This is a genomic window from Shinella sp. BE166 (assembly GCF_051201095.1).
Lineage (GTDB): Bacteria > Pseudomonadota > Alphaproteobacteria > Rhizobiales > Rhizobiaceae > Shinella > Shinella lacus.
Map to the genome: position 1 here is coordinate 92830 of NZ_JBPEHL010000014.1, position 26864 is coordinate 119693.

The 26864-nt window shown below is 62.4% G+C and carries 31 protein-coding genes and 1 tRNA gene; 16 read left to right on the forward strand and 16 right to left on the reverse strand.

Annotated features, from left to right (window positions below):
• Positions 1-3: 3 nt before the first annotated feature.
• Positions 4-162 carry a hypothetical protein gene (locus tag J2Y63_RS26870; RefSeq protein ID WP_435268587.1) on the reverse strand — a complete coding sequence of 53 codons (159 nt, stop codon included), beginning with the start codon at positions 160-162 and terminating at the stop codon, positions 4-6.
• A gap of 9 nt (positions 163-171) precedes the next feature.
• Between J2Y63_RS26870 and J2Y63_RS26875 the strand changes: the two genes are divergently transcribed.
• The 5 genes from J2Y63_RS26875 to J2Y63_RS26895 all read left to right on the forward strand — a co-directional run bounded on the left by J2Y63_RS26875 (position 172) and on the right by J2Y63_RS26895 (position 4439).
• Complete coding sequence (locus J2Y63_RS26875; protein WP_435268588.1) at positions 172-459, forward strand: hypothetical protein; 288 nt, start codon at positions 172-174, stop codon at positions 457-459.
• 15 nt (positions 460-474) lie between these two features.
• Positions 475-2631 carry a phage tail tape measure protein gene (locus J2Y63_RS26880; RefSeq protein WP_435268589.1) on the forward strand — a complete coding sequence of 719 codons (2157 nt, stop codon included), beginning with the start codon at positions 475-477 and terminating at the stop codon, positions 2629-2631.
• A 420-nt stretch (positions 2632-3051) separates the two neighbouring features.
• On the forward strand, positions 3052-3285 hold the full coding sequence (locus tag J2Y63_RS26885) for a hypothetical protein (RefSeq protein ID WP_435268590.1): 234 nt from the start codon (positions 3052-3054) through the stop codon (positions 3283-3285).
• Positions 3282-3575: a hypothetical protein gene (locus J2Y63_RS26890; protein ID WP_435268591.1), complete on the forward strand. Its 294-nt coding sequence runs from the start codon at positions 3282-3284 to the stop codon at positions 3573-3575. The genes J2Y63_RS26885 and J2Y63_RS26890 overlap by 4 nt, the downstream gene beginning before the upstream one ends.
• A 216-nt stretch (positions 3576-3791) precedes the next feature.
• Positions 3792-4439, forward strand: coding sequence for a hypothetical protein (locus J2Y63_RS26895; protein WP_435268592.1), 648 nt, complete (start codon positions 3792-3794; stop codon positions 4437-4439).
• An 85-nt stretch (positions 4440-4524) separates the two neighbouring features.
• Here J2Y63_RS26895 and J2Y63_RS26900 read toward each other — a convergent pair whose 3' ends face one another.
• The 6 genes from J2Y63_RS26900 to J2Y63_RS26925 form a co-directional block, all read right to left on the reverse strand.
• Complete coding sequence (locus J2Y63_RS26900) at positions 4525-4827, reverse strand: hypothetical protein (RefSeq protein ID WP_435268593.1); 303 nt, start codon at positions 4825-4827, stop codon at positions 4525-4527.
• Positions 4827-5015 (reverse strand): hypothetical protein, encoded by a 189-nt coding sequence (locus tag J2Y63_RS26905; RefSeq protein ID WP_435268594.1) that lies wholly within the window; start codon positions 5013-5015, stop codon positions 4827-4829. Before J2Y63_RS26905 ends, J2Y63_RS26900 begins: the two co-directional genes overlap by 1 nt.
• Before the next feature lie 607 nt (positions 5016-5622).
• Positions 5623-6096 carry a hypothetical protein gene (locus J2Y63_RS26910; RefSeq protein WP_435268595.1) on the reverse strand — a complete coding sequence of 158 codons (474 nt, stop codon included), beginning with the start codon at positions 6094-6096 and terminating at the stop codon, positions 5623-5625.
• A 1184-nt stretch (positions 6097-7280) separates the two neighbouring features.
• Positions 7281-7583: a DUF982 domain-containing protein gene (locus J2Y63_RS26915; RefSeq protein ID WP_256116075.1), complete on the reverse strand. Its 303-nt coding sequence runs from the start codon at positions 7581-7583 to the stop codon at positions 7281-7283.
• Between the two features lie 147 nt (positions 7584-7730).
• Positions 7731-8225 carry a ferritin-like domain-containing protein gene (locus J2Y63_RS26920; RefSeq protein ID WP_256116202.1) on the reverse strand — a complete coding sequence of 165 codons (495 nt, stop codon included), beginning with the start codon at positions 8223-8225 and terminating at the stop codon, positions 7731-7733.
• Positions 8226-8593: 368 nt separating this feature from the next.
• A complete protein-coding gene (locus tag J2Y63_RS26925; RefSeq protein ID WP_435268596.1) occupies positions 8594-8941 on the reverse strand; it encodes a hypothetical protein in 348 nt (115 codons plus the stop codon).
• A gap of 235 nt (positions 8942-9176) precedes the next feature.
• On the opposite strand from J2Y63_RS26925, the gene J2Y63_RS26930 reads away from it, so the two are divergent.
• Positions 9177-9410, forward strand: a complete 234-nt coding sequence (locus tag J2Y63_RS26930; protein ID WP_435268597.1) for a helix-turn-helix domain-containing protein — start codon at positions 9177-9179, stop codon at positions 9408-9410.
• Between the two features lie 156 nt (positions 9411-9566).
• On the opposite strand, the gene J2Y63_RS26935 is transcribed toward J2Y63_RS26930, so the two are convergent.
• Positions 9567-9640, reverse strand: a tRNA-Gln gene (locus J2Y63_RS26935).
• A gap of 248 nt (positions 9641-9888) precedes the next feature.
• Here J2Y63_RS26935 and J2Y63_RS26940 point away from each other — a divergent pair.
• Genes J2Y63_RS26940 through J2Y63_RS26950 form a run of 3 tightly spaced genes read left to right on the forward strand, consistent with a single transcriptional unit; the run spans position 9889 to position 12529 of the window.
• Positions 9889-11430, forward strand: coding sequence for a Ppx/GppA phosphatase family protein (locus J2Y63_RS26940; RefSeq protein ID WP_435268598.1), 1542 nt, complete (start codon positions 9889-9891; stop codon positions 11428-11430).
• Positions 11427-12146 (forward strand): RlmE family RNA methyltransferase, encoded by a 720-nt coding sequence (locus J2Y63_RS26945; RefSeq protein WP_435268599.1) that lies wholly within the window; start codon positions 11427-11429, stop codon positions 12144-12146. The genes J2Y63_RS26940 and J2Y63_RS26945 overlap by 4 nt, the downstream gene beginning before the upstream one ends.
• Entirely contained in the window at positions 12146-12529 is a 384-nt protein-coding gene (locus J2Y63_RS26950; protein ID WP_435268600.1) for a VOC family protein, read from the forward strand. Before J2Y63_RS26945 ends, J2Y63_RS26950 begins: the two co-directional genes overlap by 1 nt.
• A gap of 3 nt (positions 12530-12532) precedes the next feature.
• Here J2Y63_RS26950 and J2Y63_RS26955 read toward each other — a convergent pair whose 3' ends face one another.
• Positions 12533-13936 (reverse strand): DHA2 family efflux MFS transporter permease subunit, encoded by a 1404-nt coding sequence (locus J2Y63_RS26955; RefSeq protein ID WP_435268601.1) that lies wholly within the window; start codon positions 13934-13936, stop codon positions 12533-12535.
• A 217-nt stretch (positions 13937-14153) separates the two neighbouring features.
• Here J2Y63_RS26955 and J2Y63_RS26960 point away from each other — a divergent pair, with 217 nt between their 5' ends.
• Positions 14154-15149: an MBL fold metallo-hydrolase gene (locus tag J2Y63_RS26960; protein WP_435268602.1), complete on the forward strand. Its 996-nt coding sequence runs from the start codon at positions 14154-14156 to the stop codon at positions 15147-15149.
• Between the two features lie 112 nt (positions 15150-15261).
• Here J2Y63_RS26960 and J2Y63_RS26965 read toward each other — a convergent pair whose 3' ends face one another.
• Positions 15262-15573 (reverse strand): DUF1476 domain-containing protein, encoded by a 312-nt coding sequence (locus J2Y63_RS26965; protein WP_435268603.1) that lies wholly within the window; start codon positions 15571-15573, stop codon positions 15262-15264.
• Between the two features lie 282 nt (positions 15574-15855).
• On the opposite strand from J2Y63_RS26965, the gene guaB reads away from it, so the two are divergent.
• From guaB to J2Y63_RS26990, 5 genes are all read left to right on the forward strand, one after another.
• Entirely contained in the window at positions 15856-17352 is a 1497-nt protein-coding gene (gene guaB / locus J2Y63_RS26970) for an IMP dehydrogenase (RefSeq protein WP_435268604.1), read from the forward strand.
• A gap of 125 nt (positions 17353-17477) precedes the next feature.
• Positions 17478-17837 carry a hypothetical protein gene (locus J2Y63_RS26975; protein ID WP_435268605.1) on the forward strand — a complete coding sequence of 120 codons (360 nt, stop codon included), beginning with the start codon at positions 17478-17480 and terminating at the stop codon, positions 17835-17837.
• A 98-nt stretch (positions 17838-17935) separates the two neighbouring features.
• Entirely contained in the window at positions 17936-18355 is a 420-nt protein-coding gene (locus tag J2Y63_RS26980) for an MAPEG family protein (RefSeq protein WP_435268606.1), read from the forward strand.
• 82 nt (positions 18356-18437) lie between these two features.
• Positions 18438-19313 carry a dienelactone hydrolase family protein gene (locus J2Y63_RS26985; protein ID WP_435268607.1) on the forward strand — a complete coding sequence of 292 codons (876 nt, stop codon included), beginning with the start codon at positions 18438-18440 and terminating at the stop codon, positions 19311-19313.
• A gap of 175 nt (positions 19314-19488) precedes the next feature.
• On the forward strand, positions 19489-19845 hold the full coding sequence (locus J2Y63_RS26990) for a hypothetical protein (protein WP_435268608.1): 357 nt from the start codon (positions 19489-19491) through the stop codon (positions 19843-19845).
• Between the two features lie 65 nt (positions 19846-19910).
• Here J2Y63_RS26990 and J2Y63_RS26995 read toward each other — a convergent pair whose 3' ends face one another.
• Complete coding sequence (locus tag J2Y63_RS26995; protein ID WP_435268609.1) at positions 19911-20483, reverse strand: GNAT family N-acetyltransferase; 573 nt, start codon at positions 20481-20483, stop codon at positions 19911-19913.
• On the reverse strand, positions 20477-21430 hold the full coding sequence (locus J2Y63_RS27000; protein WP_256118460.1) for a LysR substrate-binding domain-containing protein: 954 nt from the start codon (positions 21428-21430) through the stop codon (positions 20477-20479). The genes J2Y63_RS26995 and J2Y63_RS27000 overlap by 7 nt, the downstream gene beginning before the upstream one ends.
• Positions 21431-21709: 279 nt before the next feature.
• On the opposite strand from J2Y63_RS27000, the gene J2Y63_RS27005 reads away from it, so the two are divergent.
• Complete coding sequence (locus J2Y63_RS27005; RefSeq protein WP_256118462.1) at positions 21710-22006, forward strand: DUF1127 domain-containing protein; 297 nt, start codon at positions 21710-21712, stop codon at positions 22004-22006.
• 135 nt (positions 22007-22141) lie between these two features.
• On the opposite strand, the gene J2Y63_RS27010 is transcribed toward J2Y63_RS27005, so the two are convergent.
• The 4 genes from J2Y63_RS27010 to J2Y63_RS27025 form a co-directional block, all read right to left on the reverse strand.
• Positions 22142-22984 carry a DUF937 domain-containing protein gene (locus tag J2Y63_RS27010; RefSeq protein WP_435268610.1) on the reverse strand — a complete coding sequence of 281 codons (843 nt, stop codon included), beginning with the start codon at positions 22982-22984 and terminating at the stop codon, positions 22142-22144.
• 86 nt (positions 22985-23070) lie between these two features.
• The gene (locus tag J2Y63_RS27015) at positions 23071-24444 is read right to left on the reverse strand and encodes a glutamate--cysteine ligase (protein WP_435268611.1); all 1374 of its coding nucleotides are present in this window, start codon (positions 24442-24444) and stop codon (positions 23071-23073) included.
• A gap of 136 nt (positions 24445-24580) precedes the next feature.
• A complete protein-coding gene (locus J2Y63_RS27020) occupies positions 24581-25318 on the reverse strand; it encodes a 16S rRNA (uracil(1498)-N(3))-methyltransferase (protein WP_435268612.1) in 738 nt (245 codons plus the stop codon).
• Between the two features lie 10 nt (positions 25319-25328).
• Entirely contained in the window at positions 25329-26831 is a 1503-nt protein-coding gene (locus tag J2Y63_RS27025) for an inorganic phosphate transporter (RefSeq protein ID WP_435268613.1), read from the reverse strand.
• Between the last annotated feature and the right edge of the window lie 33 nt (positions 26832-26864).

Consider the following 26864-nt stretch of genomic DNA (forward strand, 5'->3'; position numbering starts at 1 on the left):
AATTCAGGCGACTATCCAGATTGGAAACCGCTGAAACTCAGGCGGGTGCGCGCTTCGGGCGTCGCTGAAAGTCACGCGGTCGCGGTGAGGTAAAAAGGAAATCGGCAGCAGCGCCTTCTCCCCCATCACGGCCTCGCCATCGTGCGAGCCTTCCTTTTTCATGGAGACCTCATGACCACCATCACCCTCACACGCCCCGTCGCCAACGGCCCCTCAGTCGTTTCCTCGCTCACATGGAAACCGGTCCGTCTTGGCGATTATCCGCACATTCTTCGGGCGGCAGGATCGTTCGCTCAAGGACACCTCGGCGCATTCTCGGAAGACTTGCTGAATCTTGCCGGGCACTTCTCGGGCCAACCCCGTGCAGTGATCGATGCAATCGACGAGGTCGACGGCCAGCCGGTTCTAGATAGCCTCGCGGAACACCTGGCCGCGCATATGGCAAAGCTGAAGAAGTAAGAACGGAGGCCGGTCATGGCTCAACTTTCCAGCGTTCTAAAGTTAACGCTGCTCGACCAGGTGACCGGCCCCGCTCGTCGGGTAAACGCCGCTGTCTCAAGCCTGAATCGACAAACGACGTCCATGCTCGCCCCGATGCGGGGCGTTATCGGTTCGGCGCTCGCTCTGGGCGCCGGCTATCTCGGCATGCGGGAAGGACTCGGCGCGACCGTCGGCGCGGCAATTAAGTTCGAGTCGGCCTTCGCGGACGTGAAAAAGGTCGTCGACGGTTCGGATGAGCAGCTTGCCGGGATCGCGCGCTCCATCAAGCTCATGTCGCGCGAACTGCCGATGGCGAGCACGGAAATTGCCGCGCTGTACGCGGCAGCGGCCGAATCCGGCGTTGCGACCAATGACCTCCAGGCTTTCTCACAGATGGCCGGCCGGGTCGCTATCGCCTTTGACATGTCGGCCGGTGAGGCCGGTGAAAGCCTGGCAAAGCTGAAAACGCAGTTCGGTCTTACGGTGGCCGAGACTGGCGACATGGCCGACGCGATCAACCATCTCTCGAATAATATGGCCTCGAAGGCCAGCGACGTTACTGACTACATGCTGCGCGTTGGCGCTCTGGCCGAAATGGGCGGATTCGCGAAGGAAGAGATTGCGGCCATCGGCTCGGCCATGATTGCGGCAGGCGCCGGCGCGGACACCGCTGGCACCGCGATGCAAAACGTCGTGAAAGCTATGACGCGAGGGGCGTCGGCCAAAAAAGGACAGAAGGACGCCGCCCGTGCACTCGGCCTGGATCTTCCGCTCCTGGCCAAGCAGATGCAGAAAGATGCGCCGAAGGCGCTGAAGACTGTTCTCACGGCCATTTCAAAGCAGTCAAAGGATCGACACCTCTCGCTCCTATCTGACTTTTTTGGGGACGAAGCGAAGGCGTTTGCGCCCCTGGTCGGCAACATAGGGCTGCTCGATCAGGCGCTCGACGCTGTAGCAGATCGTAGCAAGTACACCGGCTCGGCCTTCAAGGAATTTGTCGCACGCGCCGACACTACCGGGAACGCGCTGCAGATCCTGCGCAACAAGATCGCCTATGTCTTCGAGGACATGGGCGAAGGCTGGCTGCCTAAGATTAAAGAGGGCACCGCCGCTATCGGAGGGGTTCTCGATACGCTCGGGGAACGCGCTTCCGTCTTCGATGATCTCGGCTACGGCCTGAAAGGGTTCATGCAAGGTCTTGGCTACAAGGGCGGCATCAAGGAGGGCATTGAGGGGCTCGGTGATCTACTTTTCGGGAAGGTCGATCCAGGGGGATCTGCTGACCGCCTGGGCGGCATCTTCGCCAAGTTCGAGGGATACGGGAAGGCGATCAAGGACTTCAAAGAATCCTTGGCGGACAACCCGATCGCGCAGTTCCTCGGCGACGTGGCCGGAAAAGGTCTGAAGTTGATGCTTGCCGCCGGAGGCATCTCGCTGGTTGCCGGTGCGATTACCACCCTCGCTACCGCGCTGGCACGGATCACTGGCGTTACGACGGCCATCGGCATTCTCAAAGCCGTCGGCAAGATTGGCGGCATCCTGAAGGATGTGCCGATTCCAACCGTTCCGGGCGACGGCAAGCCCAAGCCGGCACCCGACGACAAACCCGGCGGTTGGGGGCTGGGATGGAAGGGCCTCCTTGCGGCCTTCCAGATGGTCGACGCCTACGCCGGCATGCCGGATTCGAAGGAAGGTATCCAGGAGCTCTACAAGAAAAACCGGGAGGGTGCGGGAAAGCTCAATAACTGGCTCACTGACCGGATCACAACGCCGTCGGAATTGTTCAAACAGCATATCGTACCGCTGCAGCCGTCGGCGGACGACGACGGTGGACGGTCAGCATCGCAGGACGCATTCCTTGCCGGTCCCGAGAAGATGCCCTCCGGCGGCTCGCCAGCGACGGTGGAGCAATTGCTCACCGGACTGCAAGGCAAGCCCCTGTCTCTCGACGCCGGCACAATCGGACAACTGCTACAGCCGTCTCGTGGTGTGCAGGAGGTGCGTGACGTCAACCGTCAGCAGCCGGTCGTCAACGTTCACGCGCCGGTGACGATCAGCAACATCTCTTCGCCCCAGGAAGCGGTGGACGCTGCCGCGTCGCAGTTGGGTCAGCGGGTGAAGGCGGCGGTAGAGTCGGCGTATTCGGACTAAGTCATCAACCGGCGAAATTGAATAGCGCGGCGGCAACCGCCAGCAGCGGCATGATGAAAAAGGTCGCCGCAACGGCCCGCCGCGCGGTTCTTAGACGCCTTGTACGTTCTCCGGTCCAATCGTACGCCATCACAAGTCCCCCAACTCCGCGTTAGAAAACAGCGTGGCGGGATGTAGGTCAAGTGTCCAAAATAGGTAGCCGGCAACGCCGACCGAGTGGACGAACACCCGCCGGTATGGGCGCACGGACGAGAATTAGTGGTTATGCAGCCTTCGCCGGCTCGGCCTGTGCCTGCGCACGGATCTCATCGGCCAATTCACGCAGCCGCGCGACGATTTCTTCGAGGGTGAGTTTCTGCAAATCCATCACGGTGTTCCCTGTTGCGCAGCCGGAATGCGCGCAGGGACGGAAGGTTCCCCATGATCAAAATCACTGACATGCATCCGGCTCGCGGACGGATAGCAGCGACGTTCACGGCCACAGTCGGCGGCCTTGTTCTTCCGGGCTGCGCACTTATCCGGCGCGGTGATGGCTATGGCCTTTCAGTGCCCCGGATCGGCGCTCCTGGCGAGACTAGGGCGGCGGCGTTGTCCGCGATGATGGAGGCGGAGCTGCTGCGGGTTGCGGTGGCGAATTATGGGGAGATGACATGATCAGAATCGGAAACATGCGCAAAGGTTCTCGCGGCGCCAAGGCGATATTCGATGTCGAAATCGACGGGTGGACCATCCGCGGATGCACTGTCGTCCAGCGACCGGACAGCAAGCTCGAGGCTCGGCCGCCGCTGCTGCGAGACGGGCGCCGGGCCGTGCAGGTGCCGGCCGAATTGTGGCCCGCCTTCGTCCAGGATGGCCTCGCGGCATATCGGCGAATTTTCCGCGAGGAGAGGTGGGGCGAGGTCTGTGAGGGCGGAGAAGAGGCGTTGGAAAGGGCGGGGATTTGAAATAGGGGAACTGGCCGGCGCTTGAGCCTTGAGAACGCAGACTGCCAGGTGCTATATCCGCTAAGTTGTAATTGTGTGATTCGATCCATGGCAAGAGCACCATGGGAGGGTGACTTCCCGGACGTATTCGTAAACTGTAAGTGGAAGTCGCCAGATGCTAAAGTCGTCTGCTTAGCGGATCACGCTCTCTATTCCGCTGCAAAGGGGCAGCGGGACATGGACGCGGCACTGAGACTTCTTGACGACTTGGTCATAGAAAAGACTGTTGTAAATCTCCGTGAACTTGAAAAGCGCCATGGTGTCAAGCCTAAGCTGATAGCGCCGGCTGCGCAGGTCAGCGAGTCAAATAACGCATTAGCTATTGGTTACGCCAACTGGTTAGGCCACGAACTAGGATGGCCGGTGGATGAGAACGTCTTTCAAATGAAGGACTTTTCAAAGGACAAGTTGGACGGTTGGGTACGGGTCGCGCATAGGTCAACCTTTTACGGCGAAATTGACAAGAAGGACCTATATGTCATAGTAGACGATGTTATTACTCTAGGTGGAACATTGGCCGACCTCCGGTCGTTCATCCTCGGGAAAGGTGGGCGTGTTATCGGTATGAGCACGATTGCCTCGAGAGATGGAAATGATGTTCGGATCCGACTCGACACTGATACCCAAGCACAGCTGGAGAAATCATATGGGAGCGATCTTGCAAAATTTTGCCACGAGCTTCTCGGCTTTGATCACCGGGGTTTCACATCCCCCGAAGCCGGTCGACTACTCAGTTGTTCGGGTTATGTCGACCTCAGAAAGAAAATCGTGCGAGGCCGCAACGAGGGCAATGCATCGCGAAGCAAGAAACAAGTTACGCGATAGGCCGAAAAAATTCGGATAAGGTTTCGCACATCGACCCGCGTAAGCGCCTATCTCGGCGCTTTTTTGTTTTCGCTCGCGGTTCACCTCACCGCCCCATCTTCACCAACACAAAGTCATTCGCCTCCCGGTTTCCGCACCGCGTGCACCGCAGTTTCGGCTCCAGAGTGATGATCATGCATTTCTTGCCGAAGCGACGCGCCAGTTCCCAGCGATCAAGATATCCAGCGTGTTTGCACCGGAAGCACCGGGCGCCGAGTTCATACCACTCTGGAATGTCCTGGAAGGCGACTGAGTGCTGGCGGCTGTTCACATAAACGTTCAGGCCGGTGCGCGTCGCCGGATCAATCGGAGTGCCGGCCGTAATGTCTATGCCGCGCCGTTGACGCATCACGGTCGTTCATAGCGAGGCCTCCATCCGCGGGCATATCCCTTAGAAACGAGCGCAGAGGCCGTATAGAGCTGATCGCGCAGGAAGTCCGCGTCGGCCAGCAATTCGCGCACCGCGGCCCGTGCATCACCGCCGTAGGCCTCGATAACGGCGTCCACATCTTGCTGCGGAGCGGCTTTGCTGGACATGGGAACCTCTAGGAACTGCGTCCGATCGGCGGACTATGTTCCTATTTTGTTCTCATTTCAGAAGGAGTCAAGTTGGAACCTGGAGCCCGTCGCCTGCTTCCTGATTAACCTCAATTCTTTGGGTTAACGAGCTCATTGATTTGATCCGATCACGCTGCCGGCCGTATCAAAGGCTGGAGGTGATCTGATGAAATATGAAACTGGCATGCACATTGTCTATGACGTCCTGAGCAAAGGTCTCCTAGTCGAATTCCGTAGCAGGTCGCATTATTTGGCGGGTCCCTTTAAGACGCAACAAGAAGCGATGCGCGCGGGGGAAGCGCTGTGCCGTGAGTTGGGTTGGGGAAAATCGGACGACGCGTGAGGCGACGCCGGGTGCTGGTTCTTGCTACCCTACCGACGATCCACTGGGCGTTCGAGGTTGACACAAAAAAGCCCCGCCGAAGCGGGGCAATTCGAGTGGCACATTGGCTCATGACACTGGGAGGGCCTTCAGAGCCCGCCGCTATAGAATATAGAAATTGGGTGTATGTGAAGGCCGGGATCAGCGAAATCGGTACGGTTCGTGAATAAATTCAGTGCGGTACCGGTGCGCGGCCCAGCGACCCTAGTCCAGCAGATCCACAATCTGCCATCCGTCGGCAGTCAACGCGGTCCAGAACCGTCCCGCGGCATCCTCCTCCACGGTTGCCCAGCCGCGTAACCGCAAGCGCCGCACACTCTCCTTCATGGAGGCGGGGATATCGTTGTAGGATCGCTGCCCTTTCGCGAGGAGGCACATTGCAAGGAATTGCGGTCCCGTAAGGCGAACGACGGGCTTGCTGGAGATGTACCTGGCCGCACGCACCTGACGCCCGTGATTGGTGATCGCGATCTTGATTTTCTTCCGGGGCTCAATGCGCATTTCGGCGAAACCAAGTTTCTCCAATTCCTGATAGGCGACCAAATCCGGGTAGGCGAGTCCGTCCATTTGGACGACGTCGCTGGAGGCCAAGCGATCGATAAGGTCGATCTGGGCTGGCGTGAGCTTGTGGATCAAGATTGGTTTTGAGGGCATGGCTACATCGTCGTGTTGCTCCATCCTCGCACCGTGATGCAGGGTTGTCGAGACGGCAGGCGCAAGAACAAAAGGGCTGCGCCAGTAAATGGCACAGCCCCTAAAGCGGCCGGCTGGGAGGGGCTTGGTGGGAAGCACTGTTCCGGCCGCGCTGACATAACCTTGATTGGAGAGCATTGTTCCGTGGGTCTGCACTTCGGGACTGGAGACGTTCCGCAGCTTTGGCCGCGCGGGTTAAGGCTTTCACCCCTTAGGCGCTAAGGCTTCCACCCGTTAGGCGCACCCCACCCGAGACCTTGACTCTCCAGCCACTGGGTCACCTCTCCGCGGGTTCGCCGCCTACGGCACATGCGAAACAAATCCATCGCTCGCCTTGCCACTTCCTCGGCCGTCGCCGGCGATGGCCAGACGCCCAGCAATGCCTTGACCTCTCGGGCCGTAGTCACCGACATTACATCCGGAACGTCCTCGTCGCCGGGCTTCGCGCAGTTTTGATAGTAGAGGATATTTACGTATCCAACGGAGATTCCCAGATCACGGGAAATGTCATTGAATGTCCAACCCTGGTCGCGAAGGGCGACGATGCGCTTGTCTCGCTCTACTGCCATCTTAGAACTCATCAGTGCGCCTCACGGAACCAACCCCAGCTTTCGAAGCCAGTTGCCAAGCTCCAGCATCGTACCCTTGCGTCGTCGGTCTTCCAATATATCTGCAGCGCGTCGAGAGATCTGCTCCGCATTCCTGTCACACGGCCAAAAGCCCGTGATCCGCTCGATTTCGCGAGCCGTCAGCAGGGACATACCCTCAGGCACGGGCTGGTCGCCCGGCAGTGGAGCGTATCCCTTGCAGACCCCTCCGACTGTGCCAAGGGCAATCCCTAGCTCCTTCGATATGGCCGCGTAGGTCAGGCCTTGCGCGCGAAGAGCCAAGATCCGCTTATGTGATTCATTGATCATGCAAAATATTTAGCAGAGCAGGCAATCCGATCAATCTCATCAGGCCCCTCGCAGGATTGGTGTAGGATGTTCTGGAGCCACTTGCGCGTTCTCATCGGTCACCGATCTTGAACTTCATCTCATCCATCGTCTCCCTCAAGGTGCGCCATCCCCCCGCCGTGTCGCAGGGTCGTCGAGATGCTTGTCGTCATTTTGGCGAATGGCATTCAACGAAAAAGCCGCCCGACTCGGGGGAGCTGGACGGCTGCACGGTTAGGCGCTCATAGCTGGTGGCGCAGACGGCCCGGAGCGGTGCCAGACGGGCGGGAGCCCCTCAACAGGCATCCCGGCCTCCAAGCATGCAGCAACAAACGCCTCGCGCGCCACGTGGGCAGGCGTGCGGAACTGCAGCGCGGCGCGGCACCTTTCGCAAGCGCGCTTATAGCGCTCTCCGTTGCGTAGTGGCCATTCGTTTTCGAGAAAGTCGAGCGCATCGTGGACGCCGTGGAAAGTGCGGGCAGTGCCATTGGAAAAGCGCACATAAAGTGGGGTAGCGAAGTAAATCTCAGCCAGCATCGGAATCCTCCTTTCAAATGCGAATCTGGCGCCTCCGATATGGATTTGGAATTTTCGCGATTCAAGATTTCATCGTGCGAAAAACAGAAAAACCGCCCGCCTTGATGGGGCGAGCGGCTATTAAAGTCCGGTGCCGGCAAGAAGCGACTACGCAGCCTTCTTGGCGGCCGACGTCTTGTTTATCGACGTGACGGCGAGGTTCGTCAGCTTGTTGTTGGTCGCTTTCTCCTGGTCAAGGATCTCGCTTAGAAGCTTGTGCGCTTCGTCGTGGCCGAGGTCCTTGGCCCATTCGCGGAGCGAACCGTAACGTGCGATCTCATAGTGCTCCACAGCCTGGCAGGCAGCGAGCAGGCCGGCATCGAGCGCGATGCCTTCCGCCTCTTTCATCAGGCCATCGGCTTCTTTGATTAGCCCCTCGATGGCGTCGCACTTCTCACCGGAAGCCTTCTTGCCGATCGACTGGAAGACCTGCTCCAGCTTCTTGATCTGCTCCTTTGTTTCCGCAAGATGCGCCTCGGCCGCTTTTTTGAGCTCGGCGCTCTTCGCAGCCTTTGCCACCTTCGGCAACGCCTTCGTGATAGCGTTTTCAGCGTAATAGACGTCCTGCAGTGTGTGCTCGAAAATGTCGGCAAGCGTTTTCATGGGGGTGCTCCCTTTTCTGTGAATTAGAGCATCAAGAATGAAAAGGCCGCGAATTTGTTCCGGCGATGAGGCGGCCAAGACGTCCGGCAGGCAATCCTGGAAAATGAAACGTAAAAGCCGCTCGCCCTGGTGAGGGCGAGCGGCTTCTAATGCCAGCGCTCGGTGGGCGGCGGCCTCCCTGGTAATTGATGGTGGGTGCCGCCGCATTCTGGACGTGTCCAGTCGACCAGAGCAGCGGCACCCGGCGCGACGTTGTTACCAAGCTACGCGCGCCACCCGTCTTTCGACGGGATAAAAGGCCGGCTCAACCCCCTGGGGAGCGCGGCAAAGGCCTTCCGCAACATGCGGTGAAACGGAAGGCTGAAAGCTTAGGCGGCTTCGAGCTGCGCGTACTCATCGGCCCGCAGCTTGAGCAGATCGCCATAAATCGTCTCGACGAAGCCGAACCCGCAGGCGATCGCCTCGCGGATCCGGTACGCGCCGAGGTCGTGGAGGACGGCTTGGAGCATTACGGTCTCAAGGACCAGCGCGCCGCCTTCGTCTCCCTCGACGAGGTAGGCGAGCACGCGAAGCTTGTCCGCCAGTTCTGAGGACTTTGTAACCGGCGCGGCGGCGAGCGCCTCGACGACGGCTGTGTGTGCGTCGCTGATCGAGTTCATGGCCTCATCCGGCATCGGTTGCAACTCGACCATGCTGGCCTGAAGCTGCTCGGCCAAGGCGGCCATTCTGGGAATTTCGGTGGCAGCCGCTTGCTCGTAAATGAATGGTGGTTGTCTTCTCGGGAGCAGCCTGCGGGGTTCGAGTCTTCTGTCTGTGATCGAGTCGTGCGTGGTCGTGGCCATTGCTGGTGGTCCTTTGTGTTGACTTGTTACCGTGTAATAGGTACTTGATACAGGGTGGCAAATCCAAAGTCAACACCCCGTAACATTTATTTGCTACAAGGTAATAACTATGGATTCCAGCCAACTTAGGATGGCGCGAGCAGCTTTAAAAATCGGGGTGCGTGACTTGGCTGAAATGGCAAGCGTCACAACTGCTACGATCACACGATTTGAGAACGAACGCGGCGGCCTGAATTCCACCACCCAGGCCAAGTTGCGGGCAGCCCTTGAGGCAGCCGGCATCATCTTCATCGATCAGAACGGAAACGGTCCAGGTGTGCGATTGCGCGATCGGCTCGCGTAGTGGGCCTTGTCGCATTCCATGTTGCAAGAATCTGAGTCGCAACAGGTCGTATTGATTGGGAATCGCTGTGTAACCCCTTGGAATTCCTTTGTAGCGTGTTGCAATGGCTTGCAACAAGGAATTTCAAGCGAATGACGGCTAAGTCATTGAAAAGATTGGCTGGGGAACCTGGATTCGAACCAAGATTAACGGAGTCAGAGTCCGTCGTTCTACCGTTGAACTATTCCCCAGCAACGGTTCCGGCTGGGCCGGCGCCTGTGAGGCGGGCTTATAAACAAAAGGCGGGGAGATGCAAATGGTTTTTTTGGGAAAATCGTTGCCGGGCTTTCTCGGGTGTGTTCTCGGCCGCAGGTGTCGTCGGTCCGTCATAAAAAGAATTTGGCGAACGGGCCGGGCGCTGGTAATGTCACGCCAACGAAGATCGAGAGAGCGCCTGCTTGCAGCTTTATGAGCTTTGCGCGGCGCCATAGGCAGCAACGTGAACGACCCCGACAGCGGCGTGAAGCCGTCCGTTTCCGGGGCGCGAGATGCGGAAGATACGGGGCGTCCGAAGCGGTCGCGCCGTCGCAAGGGAAAACAGAAGGGCGCAACAAGTCCCTCTGCCGTTTCCCTGTCCGCAGGCCAGGCGACCGGTGTGTCCGGATCGGCTGAGCGCCCCAAGGCCAATGAGGCTGGTGATTCCACGCGCAGGAACAAGCGCCGCCGGCGCAGTAAAACTGCCGGCAGCGAAAACGTGCGCCCGCTTGCGCCCGTCGGCCAGCGGGAACCTCCCGAGCAGGGCACGGCCGAAGGCCGCCGCAATCGCCGCAAGAACCGTGGCAAGAAGGCGCCGCGCGCCGTGCCGCTCGTTGCCGAAGCGGCCGTCGTGCAGCACCCGGCGGTCGAGCAGGCCAATGGAGAGCGGCCCGCCTTCCACATGCCGGAACCGCGGCGTGACGCGGCGGCTCACCGGCCGGCCGATCGCGACGTCTACGACGCGCCGCTTTATGCGGCGCTCGACCTCGGCACCAACAATTGCCGCCTGCTCATCGCCCAGCCGACCCGGCCCGGCCAGTTCCGCGTCGTCGATGCCTTTTCGCGCATCGTGCGGCTCGGCGAGGGCCTGGCTGCAAGCGGACAGCTTTCCGACGAGGCGATGGACCGCTCCGTCGAGGCGCTGAAGATCTGCGCCGCGAAACTGAAGAACCGCAACATCCGCCGTGCGCGCCTCATCGCCACCGAAGCCTGCCGGGCGGCGGTCAACGGCGAAGCGTTTCTGGAGCGGGTGCTGGAAGAGACCGGCCTCGACCTGGAGATCATCAACCGCGAGACGGAAGCGCGGCTGGCGGTGTCCGGTTGCTCCTCGCTCGTCGGGCGGGAGGCGAAGTCGGTCGTGCTGTTCGATATCGGCGGCGGGTCTTCCGAAATCGCGGTCATCCGCATCGGCGACAACCGCTCCAGCCGGCTTGCCAACCACATCACGCACTGGACCTCGCTGCCGGTCGGCGTCGTCACGCTTTCCGAACGCCATGGCGGGCGCGATGTGACGCCCGAGAGCTTTGCGGGCATGGTCTCGGAAGTCGAGGGCATGCTGGCGAATTTCGATTGCCCGGGCGATGTCGCGCGCGCCGCCCCGGAGGATTTCCACCTCATCGGCACGTCCGGCACCGTCACGACGCTGGCCGGTGTGCATCTCGACCTGCCGCGATACGATCGCCGCCGCGTGGATGGCGTCTGGCTGTCCGACGACGAAGTGACCGCCATGCAGGCACGGCTGCTCTCCTGGGATTTTTCCGCCCGCGCGGCCAATCCCTGCATCGGGCCGGACCGGGCCGATCTCGTGCTGGCGGGCTGCGCCATTCTGGAGGCGATCCGCAAGCGCTGGCCATCGCGCCGCATGCGCGTCGCCGACCGCGGCCTGCGCGAAGGCCTGCTCACCGACATGATGGCCGATGACGGCGTCTGGCGCCGTGGCCGCCACCGCCGCAACCATCGCGGCGGCCCCCGCAACCCGGCAAAGCCCGAAGGACAGGCGTCATGACCAAGCCCCCGATCGGCCGCAAGCTCGGCCAGAAGGTCAAGAAGGGCAAGCTCAAGGCGTCGTCCCGCCGCTGGATTGAGCGCCATATCAACGATCCCTATGTGCAGCGCGCCAAGCTCGAAGGCTATCGCGCGCGCGCGGCCTTCAAGCTGCTGGAGATCGACGAGAAGCACCATATCCTCGCCGGCGCCCGGCGCATCATCGACCTTGGTGCGGCGCCAGGAAGCTGGTCGCAGATCGCCGCCAAGGTGACGGATTCCACCGATGCCGACCCGCGCGTCGCGGCGATCGATTTTCTGGAGATGGACCCGCTTCCGGGCGTGCGCATCCTCCAGATGGACTTTCTGGAGCCCGATGCGCCGGAAAAGCTCATCGAGGCAGTCGGCGGCACGCCGAACCTGGTGATCTCGGACATGGCGGCGCCGACCACCGGTCACCGCCAGACGGACCATATCCGCACCATGCATCTGTGCGAGGTCGCAGCCCACTTCGCAATCGAGGTCCTGGCCGAGGGCGGGCATTTCCTGGCAAAGACCTTCCAGGGCGGCACGGAGCGCGACCTGCTCAACCTGCTGAAGCAGAATTTTAAGCAGGTCATCCATGTGAAGCCCGGCGCCTCGCGCGCCGAATCGGTGGAAATGTTCCTGCTCGCCAAGGGGTTCAAGGGCCGCAAGGCGAGGGACGACGAGGCGGCGGCGACGGAAGAAGACGCCTGATGCTGCTCTACACCACCGTCGGCACCAACGACCTGCAACGCGCCGGCCGCTTCTATGACGCCATACTGCCGCTCCTCGGCTATCGCAGGCAGAAGGAGGGGTCGGACGAGATCGGTTATGCGGCGGACGACGACGTGCGCGCCCGCTTCTGGGTCGTGGAGCCGTTCAACCGCGAGCCCGCGACCTTCGGCAACGGCGTGACCATCGCGCTCGTTGCCCCGACCCGCGCGGCGGTCGATGCTTTCCATGCCGCAGCGCTTGCGCAGGGCGGCACCGATGAGGGTGCGCCGGGCCTGCGCCCGTTCCATGCGAATTTCTACGCGGCCTTCATCCGCGACCATGACGGCAACAAGCTCGCTGCCGTCTGCGAACAGCCGGAATAAACCCTACTTCACCGCCGCCGTTTCCTCTGCCTCCAGCCGATGGCCGGAGACCGTGGCGCCCGCGTTCTTGGCCATGGCGATGAAGGGGATGACGGCCGTGAGCGTGATCGCCGATATGACCATGAAGGCGATCTGGAAATCGCGCAGCTCCAGCGGCGAGCCGGTGAGCGAGGTCTCGATTTCGAGGATCGCGCCGGCCACCGCGACGCCCATGGCAAGGCTGATCTGCTGAAGCACCGCACTCATCGACGTCGCCTTGCTGGCGTCCTCGTCCGGAATGTCGGCGAAAGAGAGGGCATTCACGCTGGTGAAGAAGAAGGAGCGCGCGAAGCCCGCGACGAGCAGCACCAGCGCCATGAACCAGAAGGGTGTCGCGGGCGTGAAGAGGCCGTTGACGAAGGTCAGCGCCGTGCCGCAGAGGCAGGCGATGATCAGGGTCGTGCGGAAGCCGGCGAAGGTCAAAACGCGCTTGGCGAGGAACTTCGTGGTGAGCGCACCGACGGCGCCGGTGAAGGTGACGAGACCGGACTGGAACGGCGACAGGCCGAAGCCGACCTGCAACATCAGCGGCATGAGGAAGGGCACGGCGCCGACGGAGATGCGAAACAGCGTGCCGCCGACGGAGGCCGCGCGAAACGCGCTGTCGCGGAAGAGTTTGAGGTCGAGCAGCGGGGCGGGATGGCGCCGCGCGTGGCGCACATAGAGCACGCCGCAGAGGAGGCCGACCAGGGTCGAGACGATGCCGATGATTGGCGGCAATGCGGGGAGACTGACGACCGACAGGCCGAACATCGTGCCGGAGGCGGCGACGGCGCTGAGGAAGAAGCCGAGCCAGTCGAGCGGCGGCGGGGCTGCGGCGCGGATTTCCGGTAGGTAAATGCCGGAGAGGATGTAGCCGACGATGCCGACCGGCACGTTGATGAGAAAGATCCAGTGCCACGAGAAATAGGTGGTGATGAAGCCGCCAAGCGGCGGGCCGGCAAGCGGGCCGACGAGGGCCGGAATGGTGAGCAGCGCCATGGCCGAGACGAGCTCGGAGCGCGACGTGCTGCGCACGAGAACGAGGCGGGCGACCGGCGTCATCATCGCGCCACCCATGCCTTGCAGGAAGCGCGACACGACGAAGGCGACGAGGCTGTCTGCGACGGCACAGAGGATGGAGCCGCCGACGAAGACGAGGATCGCCAGGCGGAAGATGCGCTTGGCGCCGAACCGGTCGGCCATCCAGCCGCTCAAGGGAATGAAGGTCGCGAGCGACACCATGTAGGAGGTGAGCGCGAGCTTGAGCGTGATCGGTCCCACCCCCAGATCCGCGGCGATCGCCGGCAGCGACGTGGAGATGACGGTGGAGTCCATCTGCTCCATGAAGAGCGCGACGGCGAGGATGAGGGGGACGATACGGTTCATCAGGCAATCGGGTTTGAGGCCCTCGTGCAGGCCCGCCCGTCTTCTGCGCCCCTTGTTGCCGTCTGTCAAACCCTTGGCTTCACAAGGCCGTGATGGGGCGTGCCCGGATCGTGACAGCGCCCTAGATGGACGCATGTCATCTTCATGCCGATGCCGTGCCCTACAAACGGCCATGCAGATTTTTCATGAACAGCTTTTCACAAAAAGAGGACACTCCATGGGAGACACTTCGACAATTTCGCGCCGCTCCTTGTTTCTGGCCGCCGGCGTCAGCACATTGGCCGCACCGCTGCTGCTCAACCGCGCAACAGCCTTCGCCCAATCCGACACGGACGCCACCGATATGAGAGTAAGCCCCCTTGAAACACGCAGCTTCAAGCTCGGCAGCTTCCGCGTGCTCGTCGTACGCGACGGCATGCGCCCCTCCGGCGCGCCGAACGAAACCTTCGGCATCAACCAGTCGGCCGATGCCGTGGGTGCGCTGCTGGCGGAAAACTTCCTGCCGGCCGACCGCTTCGTCAACAGCTTCGCGCCGACGCTGGTCGATACCGGCAGCGAGGTCGTGCTGTTCGATACGGGCATGGGCGAGGGCGGCCGGGAGGCCGGCATGGGGCGCCTGCTCGAAGGGCTGAAATATGCCGGCTACACGCCGGACCAGATTTCCGTCGTGGTGATCACCCACATGCATGGCGACCATATTGGCGGGCTGATGGAAGGCGGCAAGCCGGCCTTCCCGAATGCGCGTTATGTCGCCGGCCGCACGGAATATGATTTCTGGGTCAATCCTGAGCGCATGGGCACGCCGGCCGAGCAAGGCCACCAGGGCGTGCTCGCCAAGGTGCAGCCGCTCGCCGAAAAGCTCACCTTCATCGAGGATGGCGGCGCGGTCGTGCCCGGCATCACAGGCCTCGATGCCTTCGGCCATTCGCCGGGCCACATGATCTTCCGCGTCGAATCGGAGGGCAGGGCGATCATCCTCACGGCCGACACGGCGAACCATTACGTGCTGTCGCTCCAGCGGCCGGATTGGGAAGTGCGTTTCGACATGGACAAGGCGCAGGCGGCGGCCACCCGCAAGAAGGTGTTCGACATGATCGCAACCGACAAGCTCGCCTTCATCGGCTACCACATGCCGTTCCCGGCAGCCGGTTTCGTCGAGAAGGCCGGCGAGGGCTATCGCTTCGTGCCCGTAAGCTACCAGTTCGATATCTGATTTATTTCTCGCAATTCCGAACGCAAAACCGCTTCACACTTTTGCTGGAATTGCTTTTGAATCAAAAACGGCCCGCCTCATCATGGGCGGGCCGTTTCGTCAAGAAAGCCGGTCAGTAGCCGCCGCGCATCTCGCGGGCCACATCCTTCAGCATCACGACCATGCGGTCGCGCAATTCTTCGTCGGGACAGTTGACGCCCGCCGAGCGCAAGTCTGCGCGAATACGGTTGAAGGCGCCGTCGGGTGCTGCGACATCGGCCACGGCCAGTTCGCGGGCATATTGCTCACCATCGGGACGGCGCATGGTATTGGCGGCCCACAGGCCGATAAGAGCATTGCGGCGGGCCTGAGCCTTGAACTGAAATTCCTGCTGGTAGGCGAATTCGTTTTCGAGTGCGCGTGCTCTCTTCTTCAGTGCAGACATTGTTATTCCCCGTTTTCTCTGGTTGTTTCTTGCCGTTGGCCTTTCTGTCCTGGCCACGAAAACGGTTATACATGCGAAGATTTAAAAGAACGCCAGCAGGCACGGCTAAAAAATCGTCAACGCGGCAATGCGGGCCGCCGGGCCGCTTTTGCTATTCCCAACCCGTCATGAACGTGTTACCAGCCCTCGCCAACTTCCAAGAATTTCTTGCAAGCGACCGAGGTGGACAACTCCCAATGTTCCCCTTGGTGCGTAAGCTTTACCCTTAAAGGAACTTGGCCCATGGCGCGCATCATAGAAACCGCAACCGGTCTCGAAGCTCTCACTTTCGACGACGTTCTCCTGCAGCCCGGTCACTCCGAGGTCATGCCGGGCCAGACGAACATCGCGACCCGCATCGCCCACGATTTCGAGCTCAACCTGCCGATCCTCTCTTCCGCCATGGATACCGTGACGGAAAGCCGTCTCGCCATCGCCATGGCGCAGGCCGGCGGCCTCGGCGTCATCCACCGCAACCTGACGCCCGCCGAACAGGCCGAGGAAGTCCGCCAGGTCAAGAAGTTCGAAAGCGGCATGGTCGTCAATCCGGTGACGATCGGCCCCGACGCCACGCTCGCCGACGCGCTGTCGCTGATGAAGGCGCATGGCATTTCCGGCATCCCGGTCGTCGAAAACGGCGGCAACGGCAAGGCTGGCCGCCTCGTCGGCATCCTGACGAACCGCGACGTGCGCTTCGCCTCCGATCCGAACCAGAAGATCTACGAACTGATGACCCGTGAAAACCTCATCACGGTGAAGGAAAGCGTCGACCAGCAGGAAGCCAAGCGCCTGCTGCACTCGCACCGCATCGAGAAGCTGCTGGTCGTCGATGGCGACGGCCGCTGCGTCGGCCTCATCACGGTCAAGGACATCGAGAAGTCGCAGCTCAACCCCAACGCCTCGAAGGATGCACAGGGGCGCCTGCGCGCCGCCGCCGCCATCTCCGTTGGCGACGATGGTTTCGAGCGCGCCGAGCGCCTCATCGATGCCGGTGTCGACCTCATCGTGGTGGACACCGCGCACGGCCATTCGCAGCGCGTCCTCGACGCCGTCGGCCGCGTGAAGAAGCTGTCGAACTCGGTGCGCATCATGGCCGGCAACGTCGCAACGTCCAGCGGCACCAAGGCGCTGATCGATGCGGGTGCCGACGCCGTCAAGGTCGGCATCGGCCCGGGCTCGATCTGCACCACCCGCATCGTCGCCGGCGTCGGCGTGCCGCAGCTTGCCGCCATCATGGCCTCGGTCGAGGCGGCGCATGCCCAGGACATTCCGGTCATCGCCGACGGCGGCATCAAGTTCTCCGGCGACCTGGCCAAGGCGATCGCCGCCGGCTCCTCGGCGGTCATGATCGGCTCGCTGCTCGCCGGTACGGATGAAAGCCCGGGTGAAGTGTTCCTCTACCAGGGCCGTTCCTTCAAGGCCTATCGCGGCATGGGTTCCGTCGGCGCCATGGCGCGCGGCTCGGCAGACCGCTACTTCCAGGCGGAAGTGCGCGACACGCTGAAGCTCGTGCCGGAAGGCATCGAAGGCCAGGTGCCATACAAGGGTCCGGTCTCGGGCGTGCTGCACCAGCTCGCCGGCGGTCTCAAGGCCTCGATGGGCTATGTCGGCGGCCACGACATCAAGGACTATCAGGAGAGGGCGACCTTCGTGCGCATCTCCGGCGCGGGGCTTCGCGAAAGCCACGCCCATGACGTGACGATCACCCGCGAAAGCCCGAATTATCCGGGCGCCGTCTGATTGTTCGGCATCTGCTGATAAGCCTGAAAATGCCCGGCCTTGCCGGGCATTTCCGTCTTCACGGACTTGTGATTCCTGCTAGGATCGGGCACCGGCAATCTCGCCGGCTTCATCTGGGGGACATCATGAAGAAGATACTGGCTGGCGCCCTTCTGGGCCTTGCGCTGGTCGCGCCTGCACACGCGCAGACGGTCAATGCCGGCACCTACAATGTGGAAGGCACCAACCTCGACGGTTCGTCCTATAGCGGCACTGCAACGATCGCGTTGACGAGCGAGACGACCTGCTCGATCGAATGGCATACGGGTTCAACCACGTCGAACGGCATCTGCATGCTCTATGGCGACGCTTTCGCTGCAGGCTATGTGCTTGAAGATGCCGTCGGGCTCATCGTCTACAATGTCAAGCCCGACGGTACGCTCGATGGCGCCTGGACGCTCAGCGGCAAGGACGGCTCCGGCACGGAAGTCCTGACCCCGCAATAACACGCTTTCCCCTTTGGCTTGTCGGAATGGCCCTTTCCGGTTGAGGCTTCGGCCGGAAACCCCTATGCATCGGTCGCAACGACAAGCCGAAGGATCCCATGTCTCCCACGGAAGCCACGATCTGGCCGATGATCGCGCATGTCGCGCTCGTCTTCTGCCTCTATTTGCTGCTCTCGCTCCGCCGCGTCAGCGCCGTCAAGGACGGGCGCGCGACCGTCGCCCAGTTCCGTGAGAACCGCGAGGAGCCGGCCGAAAGCCTCATCGTCAAGAACTGCCTCGCCAACCAGTTCGAGCTGCCGGTGCTGTTCTATGCGGTCAGCATCCTGCTCTATCTGGTCGATGCCGATAATCCGGTGACGGTGGCGGGCGGCTGGCTGTTCGTGGCGCTGCGCTATGCGCATGCCTATGTGCATGTCACCAGCAACCGCATCCGCTACCGCCGGCCGCTGTTCATCGCGGGGCTGGCCGTCGTCGGCCTGCTTTGGATCTGGCTTGCCACCTGGCTCGCCTTGACCTGACCTTACGGTAACGCAGTTGTGTTCCGCGGCAGCGCCTCGGCGGCCTATCTTATCTTCCGAAAAGTCAACCGGAGGATCCGCCATGGACAAACCGAAGATCACGCAGGCAATGATCAATGCCTATGACGAATATACCCACTTGACGCTCGACCGCCGCCGCTTCATGGAACGCCTGACGGCGCTTGCAGGCTCGGGTGCTGCCGCAGCCGCCATCGCGCCGCTGCTTGCGGCCAATTCTGCCAGCGCCGAGATGATCGCCGCGGACGACCAGCGCCTCACTGCCAAGGATGTCGTCTATGGCGGCAGCAGCGGCGAGATGAAGGGCTATGTCGTGCGCCCGACGGAGGCGACAGGCCCGCTCGGCAGCGTCATCGTCATTCACGAGAACCGCGGCCTCAACGCCCATACGCGCGATGTGGCGCGCCGCATGGCGCTCGAAGGTTTCATCGCGCTCGCCCCGGATTTCCTGTCGCCGTCCGGCGGCACGCCGGACAACGAGGACCAGGCGCGCGAACTGATCGGCAAGCTCGATCCGGCGGTGACGGTGGCCAATGCTGAGGCGAGCCTCAAATTCCTCGCCGAACTCGAGGGCGCCAGCGGCAATGTCGGCGCCATCGGCTTCTGCTGGGGTGGCGGCCTCGTCAATCGCTTTGCCACCAAGTCGCCGGAGCTGAAGGCCGGTGTCGCCTATTACGGCGCGCAGCCGCCGGCGGAAGACGTGCCGGCCATCAAGGCGGCGATGATGATGCACTATGCCGGGCTCGACGAGCGCATCAATGCCGGCATCGACGCCTATCGCGCGGCGCTGGAAGCGGGTGGCAAGACCTTCGAGATCCACATGTATAATGGCGTCAACCACGCCTTCAACAACGACACCTCCGCTGCCCGCTACGACAAGGCGGCGGCCGACCTCGCATGGCAGCGCACCGTGGACTTCCTGAAGAAGAATCTCGCCTGACGGTTGCTCGCCTCGAATAAAGCAAATAACTGATCCGTTTGAGAAAACGGGGCCAGGCTCTAGCGAGCCAGGCCCCGTTTCGTTAGGGGCAACAGAACCATCGCGCGCATGCGGCCAGCAAAAGATTGCGGCATCAGGTCAGCGATTTCATCATCACTCGAACAGGATCATTCCCGTGAAGTTTATCGCTACCAAATCGATCGCCGCGCTTGCAGCGGCGGCGCTGTTCATCTCTGCGCCGGTCGCCTTCGCCGCCGGCATGAAATTCGATATCAAGAACGACTCCGGCTACATCATCGACGGTTTCTACACCGGCGAGGGCGGCGAATGGAGCGCCAACTGGATGAACTTCAAGCTCAGCGCCAACGAGACGGCGAACATGGAGTTCAACTACGACGGCCCCTGCGACATCGAATTCTACGTGACCTGGGAAGCCGAGGACGGCTCCAGCATCAAGGGTGACGAGACGACGATCAACATCTGCGAGGCCAGCACCATCTATTTCGATGGCAAGGAAGCCACCTACGACTGATCGCTCGCGCATCGTGAGGAACGGCAGCCCCGGTGAGGCAACGCACCGGGGCTTTTTCTTGGGGTTTATTCGTTGATGGTGAGCCGCATGGCGCAGCGCGTGTCGCGCGCCAGCCCGTGTTCGGCCTCCAGGGCGAGCAAGTTGTCGAGGCGCGGCGAAAGATCGGCCTCGTCCAGCGTGCGGAAACCGAGCCGCTCGTAATAGGGGCAGTTCCAGGGGATGGTGCGGAAGGTGGTGAGCGTTACGGCGGCCAGCCCGCGCGCGGCGGCCTCGTCGATGGCGCGCCGGATCAGCTTGCGGCCGATGCCGAAACCTTGGTGCAGGTGGTCGACGGAAATCTCTTCGATATGCAGCTCGCCATCGGCTACCTCCGCGCTGAGGAAGCCGACGGGATAGTCGCCGTCGGCCGCGGCCACGAAGTTCGTTCCCTGCGCGATCATCTCTTGGTGCCGTTCGGCGCTCTGCACCTCGCCAACGGCAAGCCAGGAGAAGGCTTCGATCAGCTTGAAAGCCTGCGCGGCGGAGCGTTCGATCTGCCGGAGCGTCTCGACTTCATCTTCGCGGGCAAGCCGGATCGTCACCTTCGACGGCCCGGCCTTGCCAGCGGGAATGCCGTCGAGCGGGAGCTGCGTCACCATCCGGGCAGGATATTGCCCTGCCGCGCCCGCGGCATCCGCGGAAACACCTTCACTTCGGCTTCCGGCAGGTCGTCTGCGGCCGAAAGCGGGGTGATGTTGTCGAGACAGGCGGTGATATGGCTGGTGATGGCATTGGAGAGCGAGGGCGAGAGGCCCGGCCGCCGCATGATGCCGATCTGCACGGGCGCGAGCGGCGGGAAGCCGTCCGCCTGCGTCAGCACCTTCATGCCGGGGCGCAGCGCCGATTCCGGCAGCACCGAGACGGCCATGCCCGCCATGACGGCGGCGGCGACGACGGTCGACGACCAGCTTGTGAACAGGACCTGGTAATCGCGCCCGACGGAATCGAGCGCCGCACAGGCGATCTGCCGCCACTGGCAGTCCCGCCGGCCGACAGCGAGCGGCACCGGCGCGTTTTCCGGCAGCGGATGGTTGGCCGACATCACCCAGCAGAGCGGCTCGGTGCGCACCACGTCCGACTGGCGCTGGCGCGGATTGTGGGTGACGAGCGCGATGTCGAGCTCGCCCTTGGCCATTTTCTCCGCAAGGTCCACCGAGGGTTCGCAGACGATGTAGAGCTCGACATTCGGATGCGTCTTGGCGAACCGCATGATGATCTCGGGCATGTAGCGGTCGGCATAGTCGTCCGGCGTGCCGATGCGCAGCATGCCTTCCAGGCGGTTGTCATCGAAGGCGGCGATGGCCTCGTTGTTGAGGCGCAGCATGCGGCGCGCGAAATTGAGCAGCCGGTCGCCTTCCGCGGTCAGCCGGTTGCCGCGGCCGTCCTTCATGAAGAGCTGCTTGCCGATGCGCTCTTCGAGACGCCGCATCTGCATGGACACGGCCGACTGCGTCTTGAAGACCCGCTCGGCAGCGCGGGTGAAGCTTCCGGTATCGGCAATCGCAACGAAGGTCTGGAGCTGGTCGATGTCTAAGGGAGCGGACATGGATACACCCATAAGATTGTTTGATTGATACTATTAGAAACATTCGTTGGACTGATCAATGGCTTTCTGCGAAAAAGCAATTGTTGAACGATTGACGCCGTAGCCGATCAGTCGCTTGGCAGGATCTGCCGCTTTCGCCACGACCTCCCGGCAAAGGGCTCTTCTTGAAACCGGATATTTGAACCGCCGCCCGGCCCCTGCTGGCGGTGAATGATCACAGGCGCCGCGCGAAACCCCATTGAAGGACGATGGATCGCCGAGCCGGAAAGGAGAAATGCCATGCGCATGATCGACCGCAGACTGGAAATCGATATTCTCGCAACGCGCCGTCAGGCCCCGAGCGTCCTCGTCCGTGTCCGCAATGCCGCCTACAGCTTTGCTCGCGCCTGGCAGAATCGCCGCGTGATCAACCGGTTGAGCGAACTCGACGACCACCAGCTCCTCGATATGGGGCTGCGCCGCAGCGACGTCCGGGAGGTCATGACCTCCTCGTTCTTCTCCGATGCCGGCCTCTACCTGACGATCGCGGCGCGCGAGCGCGCCCGCCGTCACCTGCGCAATGGCCGCATGGATTGATTTCCGTTGGCGCCGTCCTACCTCCCGGGGCGACGCTGCACTTCCCCGCAGGGTGAGAGCCAATAACCCTGCCGCTTGCCCGGCGTGCGACTCCCAAGGTCCGCGTCGGGCTTTTTCAATTTTCCCGCCGAAATGTCAGGGCTTCTTGCCGCCGTCCGTGTCCATGCCGTTGCGCATGGTCTCGAAGATGGACTCGATGTTGCGCTGGTAATCCTTCTGCATGTCGAGGCCGGCGTCGAACATCGTGTTGACGAAGCTCGTCAGCGAATCCGCCGGCGAGGCGGCCGGTTCGCTCGGCTTGGCGGTCGCCGCCGGCTGGCCGCCCATGCTCGCCATCATGTCCTGAAAGGCCTTGGCGAAGGGATTGTCGGTGAAGGGGTTGGCGGCCGGCGCATCCTTCTTCTGGCCGCCGCCGAAGAATTCCTGCGCGGCCTGGGTGAAGGGATTGTCGAAGGGGTTGGCCGGCGTCGGCTTCTTGGCGAAGCCCGTCGCCTCCGCCCATTGCTGCATCATGTCGGCAAAGGGATTGGCCTGCGTCGTGCCGCCGGGCATGAAGGGCGCGAAGGACTGCTTGAAAATGCCGCCCATCAGCGTGCTTGCCATCACAGGCAGCATCTGCTTGTAGATTTCCTGGCCGATTCCGGTCATCTGCGCGGCCTGCGCGGCGATCGCGCGCGACACGTCCTTGTTGCCGAAGAGGTGGCCGAGAATGCCGTTGCCCTCGGCCATGCCCTGCGGCGTGAAGGCCTTGCTGACATCCTCGAAATATTTGGCGTGCTCGCCGGAGGTCACCGCCTGCATGAAGGCGGCGAGATCGTAGGGATTGGCGGCGTTGCGCTTGAACCCTTCGGAAAAGGCCGGCATCAGCGCGGCGACGGCTTTCGCCGCCTGTTCCTGAGCCAGCCCGAACTGCCGCGCCATGATCTCCACGGCATTGCCGTTCTGCGCCTGCATCATCATGTCGTAGAGCGAAAGCATGGGCGGACCCCTTCCCGTTAGCAGGCATGTCCCTGCACTATAACGGGAATTTCGGCCGCGCAAACCGCTTTTTCAGGGCGCAGGGCTCAGTACTGGTAGTCGGTGAAGACCGGCTCGACCGAGCCGTTCCAGCGGCCGTTGTAGAGCGCCAGCATATCTTCCGCGAGCGTCGCCTTCTTCGCCAGCACCTCGTCGAGCGGCGCGAGGAAGATCGTCTCGTCGACGCCGTCGCCATTGAGGCGGGCGCGGGCCTTCAGGCCCTCTCGGGAGATCGACACGACTTCGCGCGCGACGTCGAGCAGCGGCTTGCCGCGGAAATCGGCCCGGAGGCCCTGTGCCGGCACCGCATCGCGCAGCGCCTGGACTTCCTCGACTGCCCAGTCGCGGGTGAGCGCCTCGGCGGCATCGAGCGCGCCGTCGTCATAGAGCAGGCCGACCCAGAAGGCGGGCAGCGCACAGATGCGCCGCCACGGGCCGCCGTCGGCGCCGCGCATTTCGAGGAAGCGCTTCAGGCGTACGTCGGGGAAAAGCGTGGAGAGATGGTTCGTCCAGTCGCCAAGGTTCGGCTCCCAGTCGGCAAGCTCGCCCTTCAGCGCGCCGGCCATGAACTGGCGGAAGGTGATATGCGTGCAGTCGTGGTATTTGCCGTCGCGCACGACGAAATACATCGGCACGTCAAGCGCCCACTCCACATAATCGATAAAGCCGAAGTCTGGCTTGAAGGCGAAGGGGATGAGGCCGGCGCGGTTGTTGTCCGTGTCGCGCCAGATATCGCCGCGCCAGGAGAGCAGGCCGTTCGGCTTGCCCTCGGTGAAGGGCGAGGAGGCGAAGAGGGCGGTCGCCATCGATTGCAGCTTCAGCGACACCTGCATCTTGCGGCGCATGTCGACCTCGGAGGAGAAGTCGAGATTCACCTGGATCGTGCAGGTGCGGTACATCATATCGAGACCCTGGCTGCCGACCTTCGGCATGTAGCGGGTCATGATGTCGTAGCGGCTTTTGGGCATGCGCGGCGTCTCGGCCGCCGTCCATTTCGGGCTGCCGCCCATGCCGAGGAAGCGGATGCCGAGCGGCTCGGCGATTTCGCGGAGCGTCGCCAGATGCTGGTTCGATTCCTTGCAGGTCTGGTGCAGGTTTTCCAGCGGCGCGCCGGACAGCTCGAACTGGCCGCCGGGCTCCAGCGAGATCGCGCCCATGCCGGTGGGTTCGGCAAGGCCGATGATGTTGCCGGCATCCACGATCGGCTCCCAGCCGGTCTTGGCCTGCATGCCGTTCAGAAGCGCCGAAATGCTGGCTTCGCCGAAATAGGGCACGGGACTGTTATTGGCCGTAAAGAAGACGAATTTCTCATGCTCGGTGCCGATACGGAACTTCTCCTTCGGCTTGTTGCCGTCGGCGAGGTATTCCGCCAGGTCTTGAACGGTGCGGACCGGCGTCTGGTCGGTGGTATCACGGGCCATGGGCGTCTTCTTCTGAATGGATGCGCCCGGCGGAGCCGCTGGGCGTAGGAGGGTGCTTGGACCGGAATTAGATGCGGTGCAAGCGAATTCCTTTCAAGGCAGATTCAAAAAAACCCATTCGACTTTTTGGCCGAATTTAGCTCCAGTCGCCGATCGCGGCCTGGATGACGGCCATCGCCGCGACGGCCGCAGTGTCGGCGCGCAGGATGCGGGGGCCGAGCGGAATGGCCGTCACGAAATCGAGGCTGCGCAGGAGCGCGCGCTCCTCATCGGAAAATCCGCCCTCCGGGCCGACCAGCAAGGCGAGCTTGCGTTCCTCGATCGCCTGCAGCGCGGGCAGCGGGTTCTGGCTGCCATGGCCCTCGTCGCAGAAGATGATGCGGCGCTCGCGCGGCCAGTTGGCGAGAAGGTCGTCGAGCTTGCGCGGCGCGGCGACAGTGGGGATCGCGAGGATACCGCATTGTTCCGCCGCCTCGACCGCATTGGCCTCCAGCCGCTCGATGCTGGTGATCTTGCCCTGCACATGTTGGGTCATGACGGGCTGAAGCACGCCTGCGCCCATTTCGACGGCTTTCTGCACGAGATAATCCAGCCGGCCGACCTTCAACGGCGCGAAGAGATAGTGCAGGTCGGAGGGGGCCGGCTGCGGGCGGGTCTGCTCGACCGGGGTCAGCAGCAGGCGCTTGCGCGTCGGCAGCGAAAGCGTCGCCTGCCATTCGCCGTCACGCCCGTTGAACAGCAGCACGGCATCGCCATCCGCCATGCGCAGCACGTTGCTCAGATAGTGAAAATGCTCCTTCGACGCCTCGATGGCATGGCCTGAAACGAGGGCGTCGCCGACGAAAAGGCGCTGCATCCGGTAATTGGCACGCATGACTGGTCTCTCAAGTAAAGAGCGCGTTGAGCACGAGGAAGACGATGGCCGACAGGATGGCCGAGACGGGCAGCGTCACGATCCAGGCCGAAACGATCGTCATGAAATGCGAGCGGCGCACGAGATAGCGCCGGCGCGTCTCGTCGGGATTGGCCGTCGGTTCTTCCGGCGCGATGCCGTTGCCGCGGCTGCGGATATAGTCGATGCGGCGCTGTGAATTGCGCGTGTACCATTCGCGAAACAGCCCGACCCCGAAGACCGCGCCGACGGCGATATGGGTCGAGGAGACCGGAATGGCGAAGGCCGAGGCGGTGAGCACGGCCACGGCGGACGAGAGGGCCACGCAGAAGGCGCGCATCGGGTTGAGCTTGGTGATCTCGCTGCCGACGATGCGGATGAGGCGCGGGCCGAAAAGCAGCAGGCCGAGCGAAATGCCGAAGGCGCCGATCACCATCACCCAGAGCGGGATCACGTTCTGGCCGTCGGCGGTACTCGCGTGCAAAGCCGAAACAACGCCATAGAGCGGCCCGACGGCGTTCGACACGTCGTTGGCGCCATGGGCGAAGGAGAGAAGTGCTGCCGAACAGATCAGCGGAATGCGAAAGAGCGTGCGCAGCGACTGGTTGCGGTTGTCGAGGCCTTCCGCATGGCGGCGGATGATCGGCCGTGTGACGACATAGGTGACGATGCCGAAGACGAGGCCGACGACGAGCGCCCGGCCGATCGGCACATAATAGAAGCCGTTGGTGCCGCCATTGGCGATGAAGGCGGCGAAGGCGCCGGCCATCACGCCGACGAGCACGGGAACCCAGGTCTTGGCCGCGGCGATCTTGTCCTCGCGGTAGATGATGAATTCCTTGATGAAATAGAGAAACATCGCCGCGATGACGCCGCCGAGGATCGGCGAGACGGTCCAGCTCACCACGATGACGGCGATCGCGTCCCATTGCACGCTGTGGAAGCCACTGGCCGCCGCACCCGCGCCAATCACGCCGCCGATGATGGAGTGGGTGGTGGAGATCGGCGCATTGGCGAGCGTCGCGATGTTGATCCAGAGTGCAGCGGAGACCAGCGCCGCCATCATCGCCCAGGCGAAAACCTCTGGACTCGGGAAGATGGCGGGATCGACGATGCCGGAAGCGACTGTCGCGGCCACGCCCTGGCCGGCCAGAAGCGCGCCCGCAATCTCGAAGATGGCGGCGATGACGAGTGCCATGCCCATGGTCATGGCGCGCGCGCCGACGGCGGCGCCCACATTGTTCGTCACGTCGTTCGCGCCGATGTTCATGGCCATGTAGGCGGCAAGGGCGGCGGTGACCGCAATCACCAGCACGCCCGGCGTGCCGGTGGCGAAACTGTCGGCGACGGCCATGGTGATCAGCAGGAAGACCAGCGAAATGCCCACACCCGTCCAGGACTTCAGCACGAAGTGCGTCGCCTGTTCCGTGAAGGTGAATTTTTCGAGATCCTTGTCCAGCGTGGGCTTGCCGCGCTGGACCTGTGAATTGGCCATTCAAGCTGCTCCGTTTTGCCCAGACGCACTATC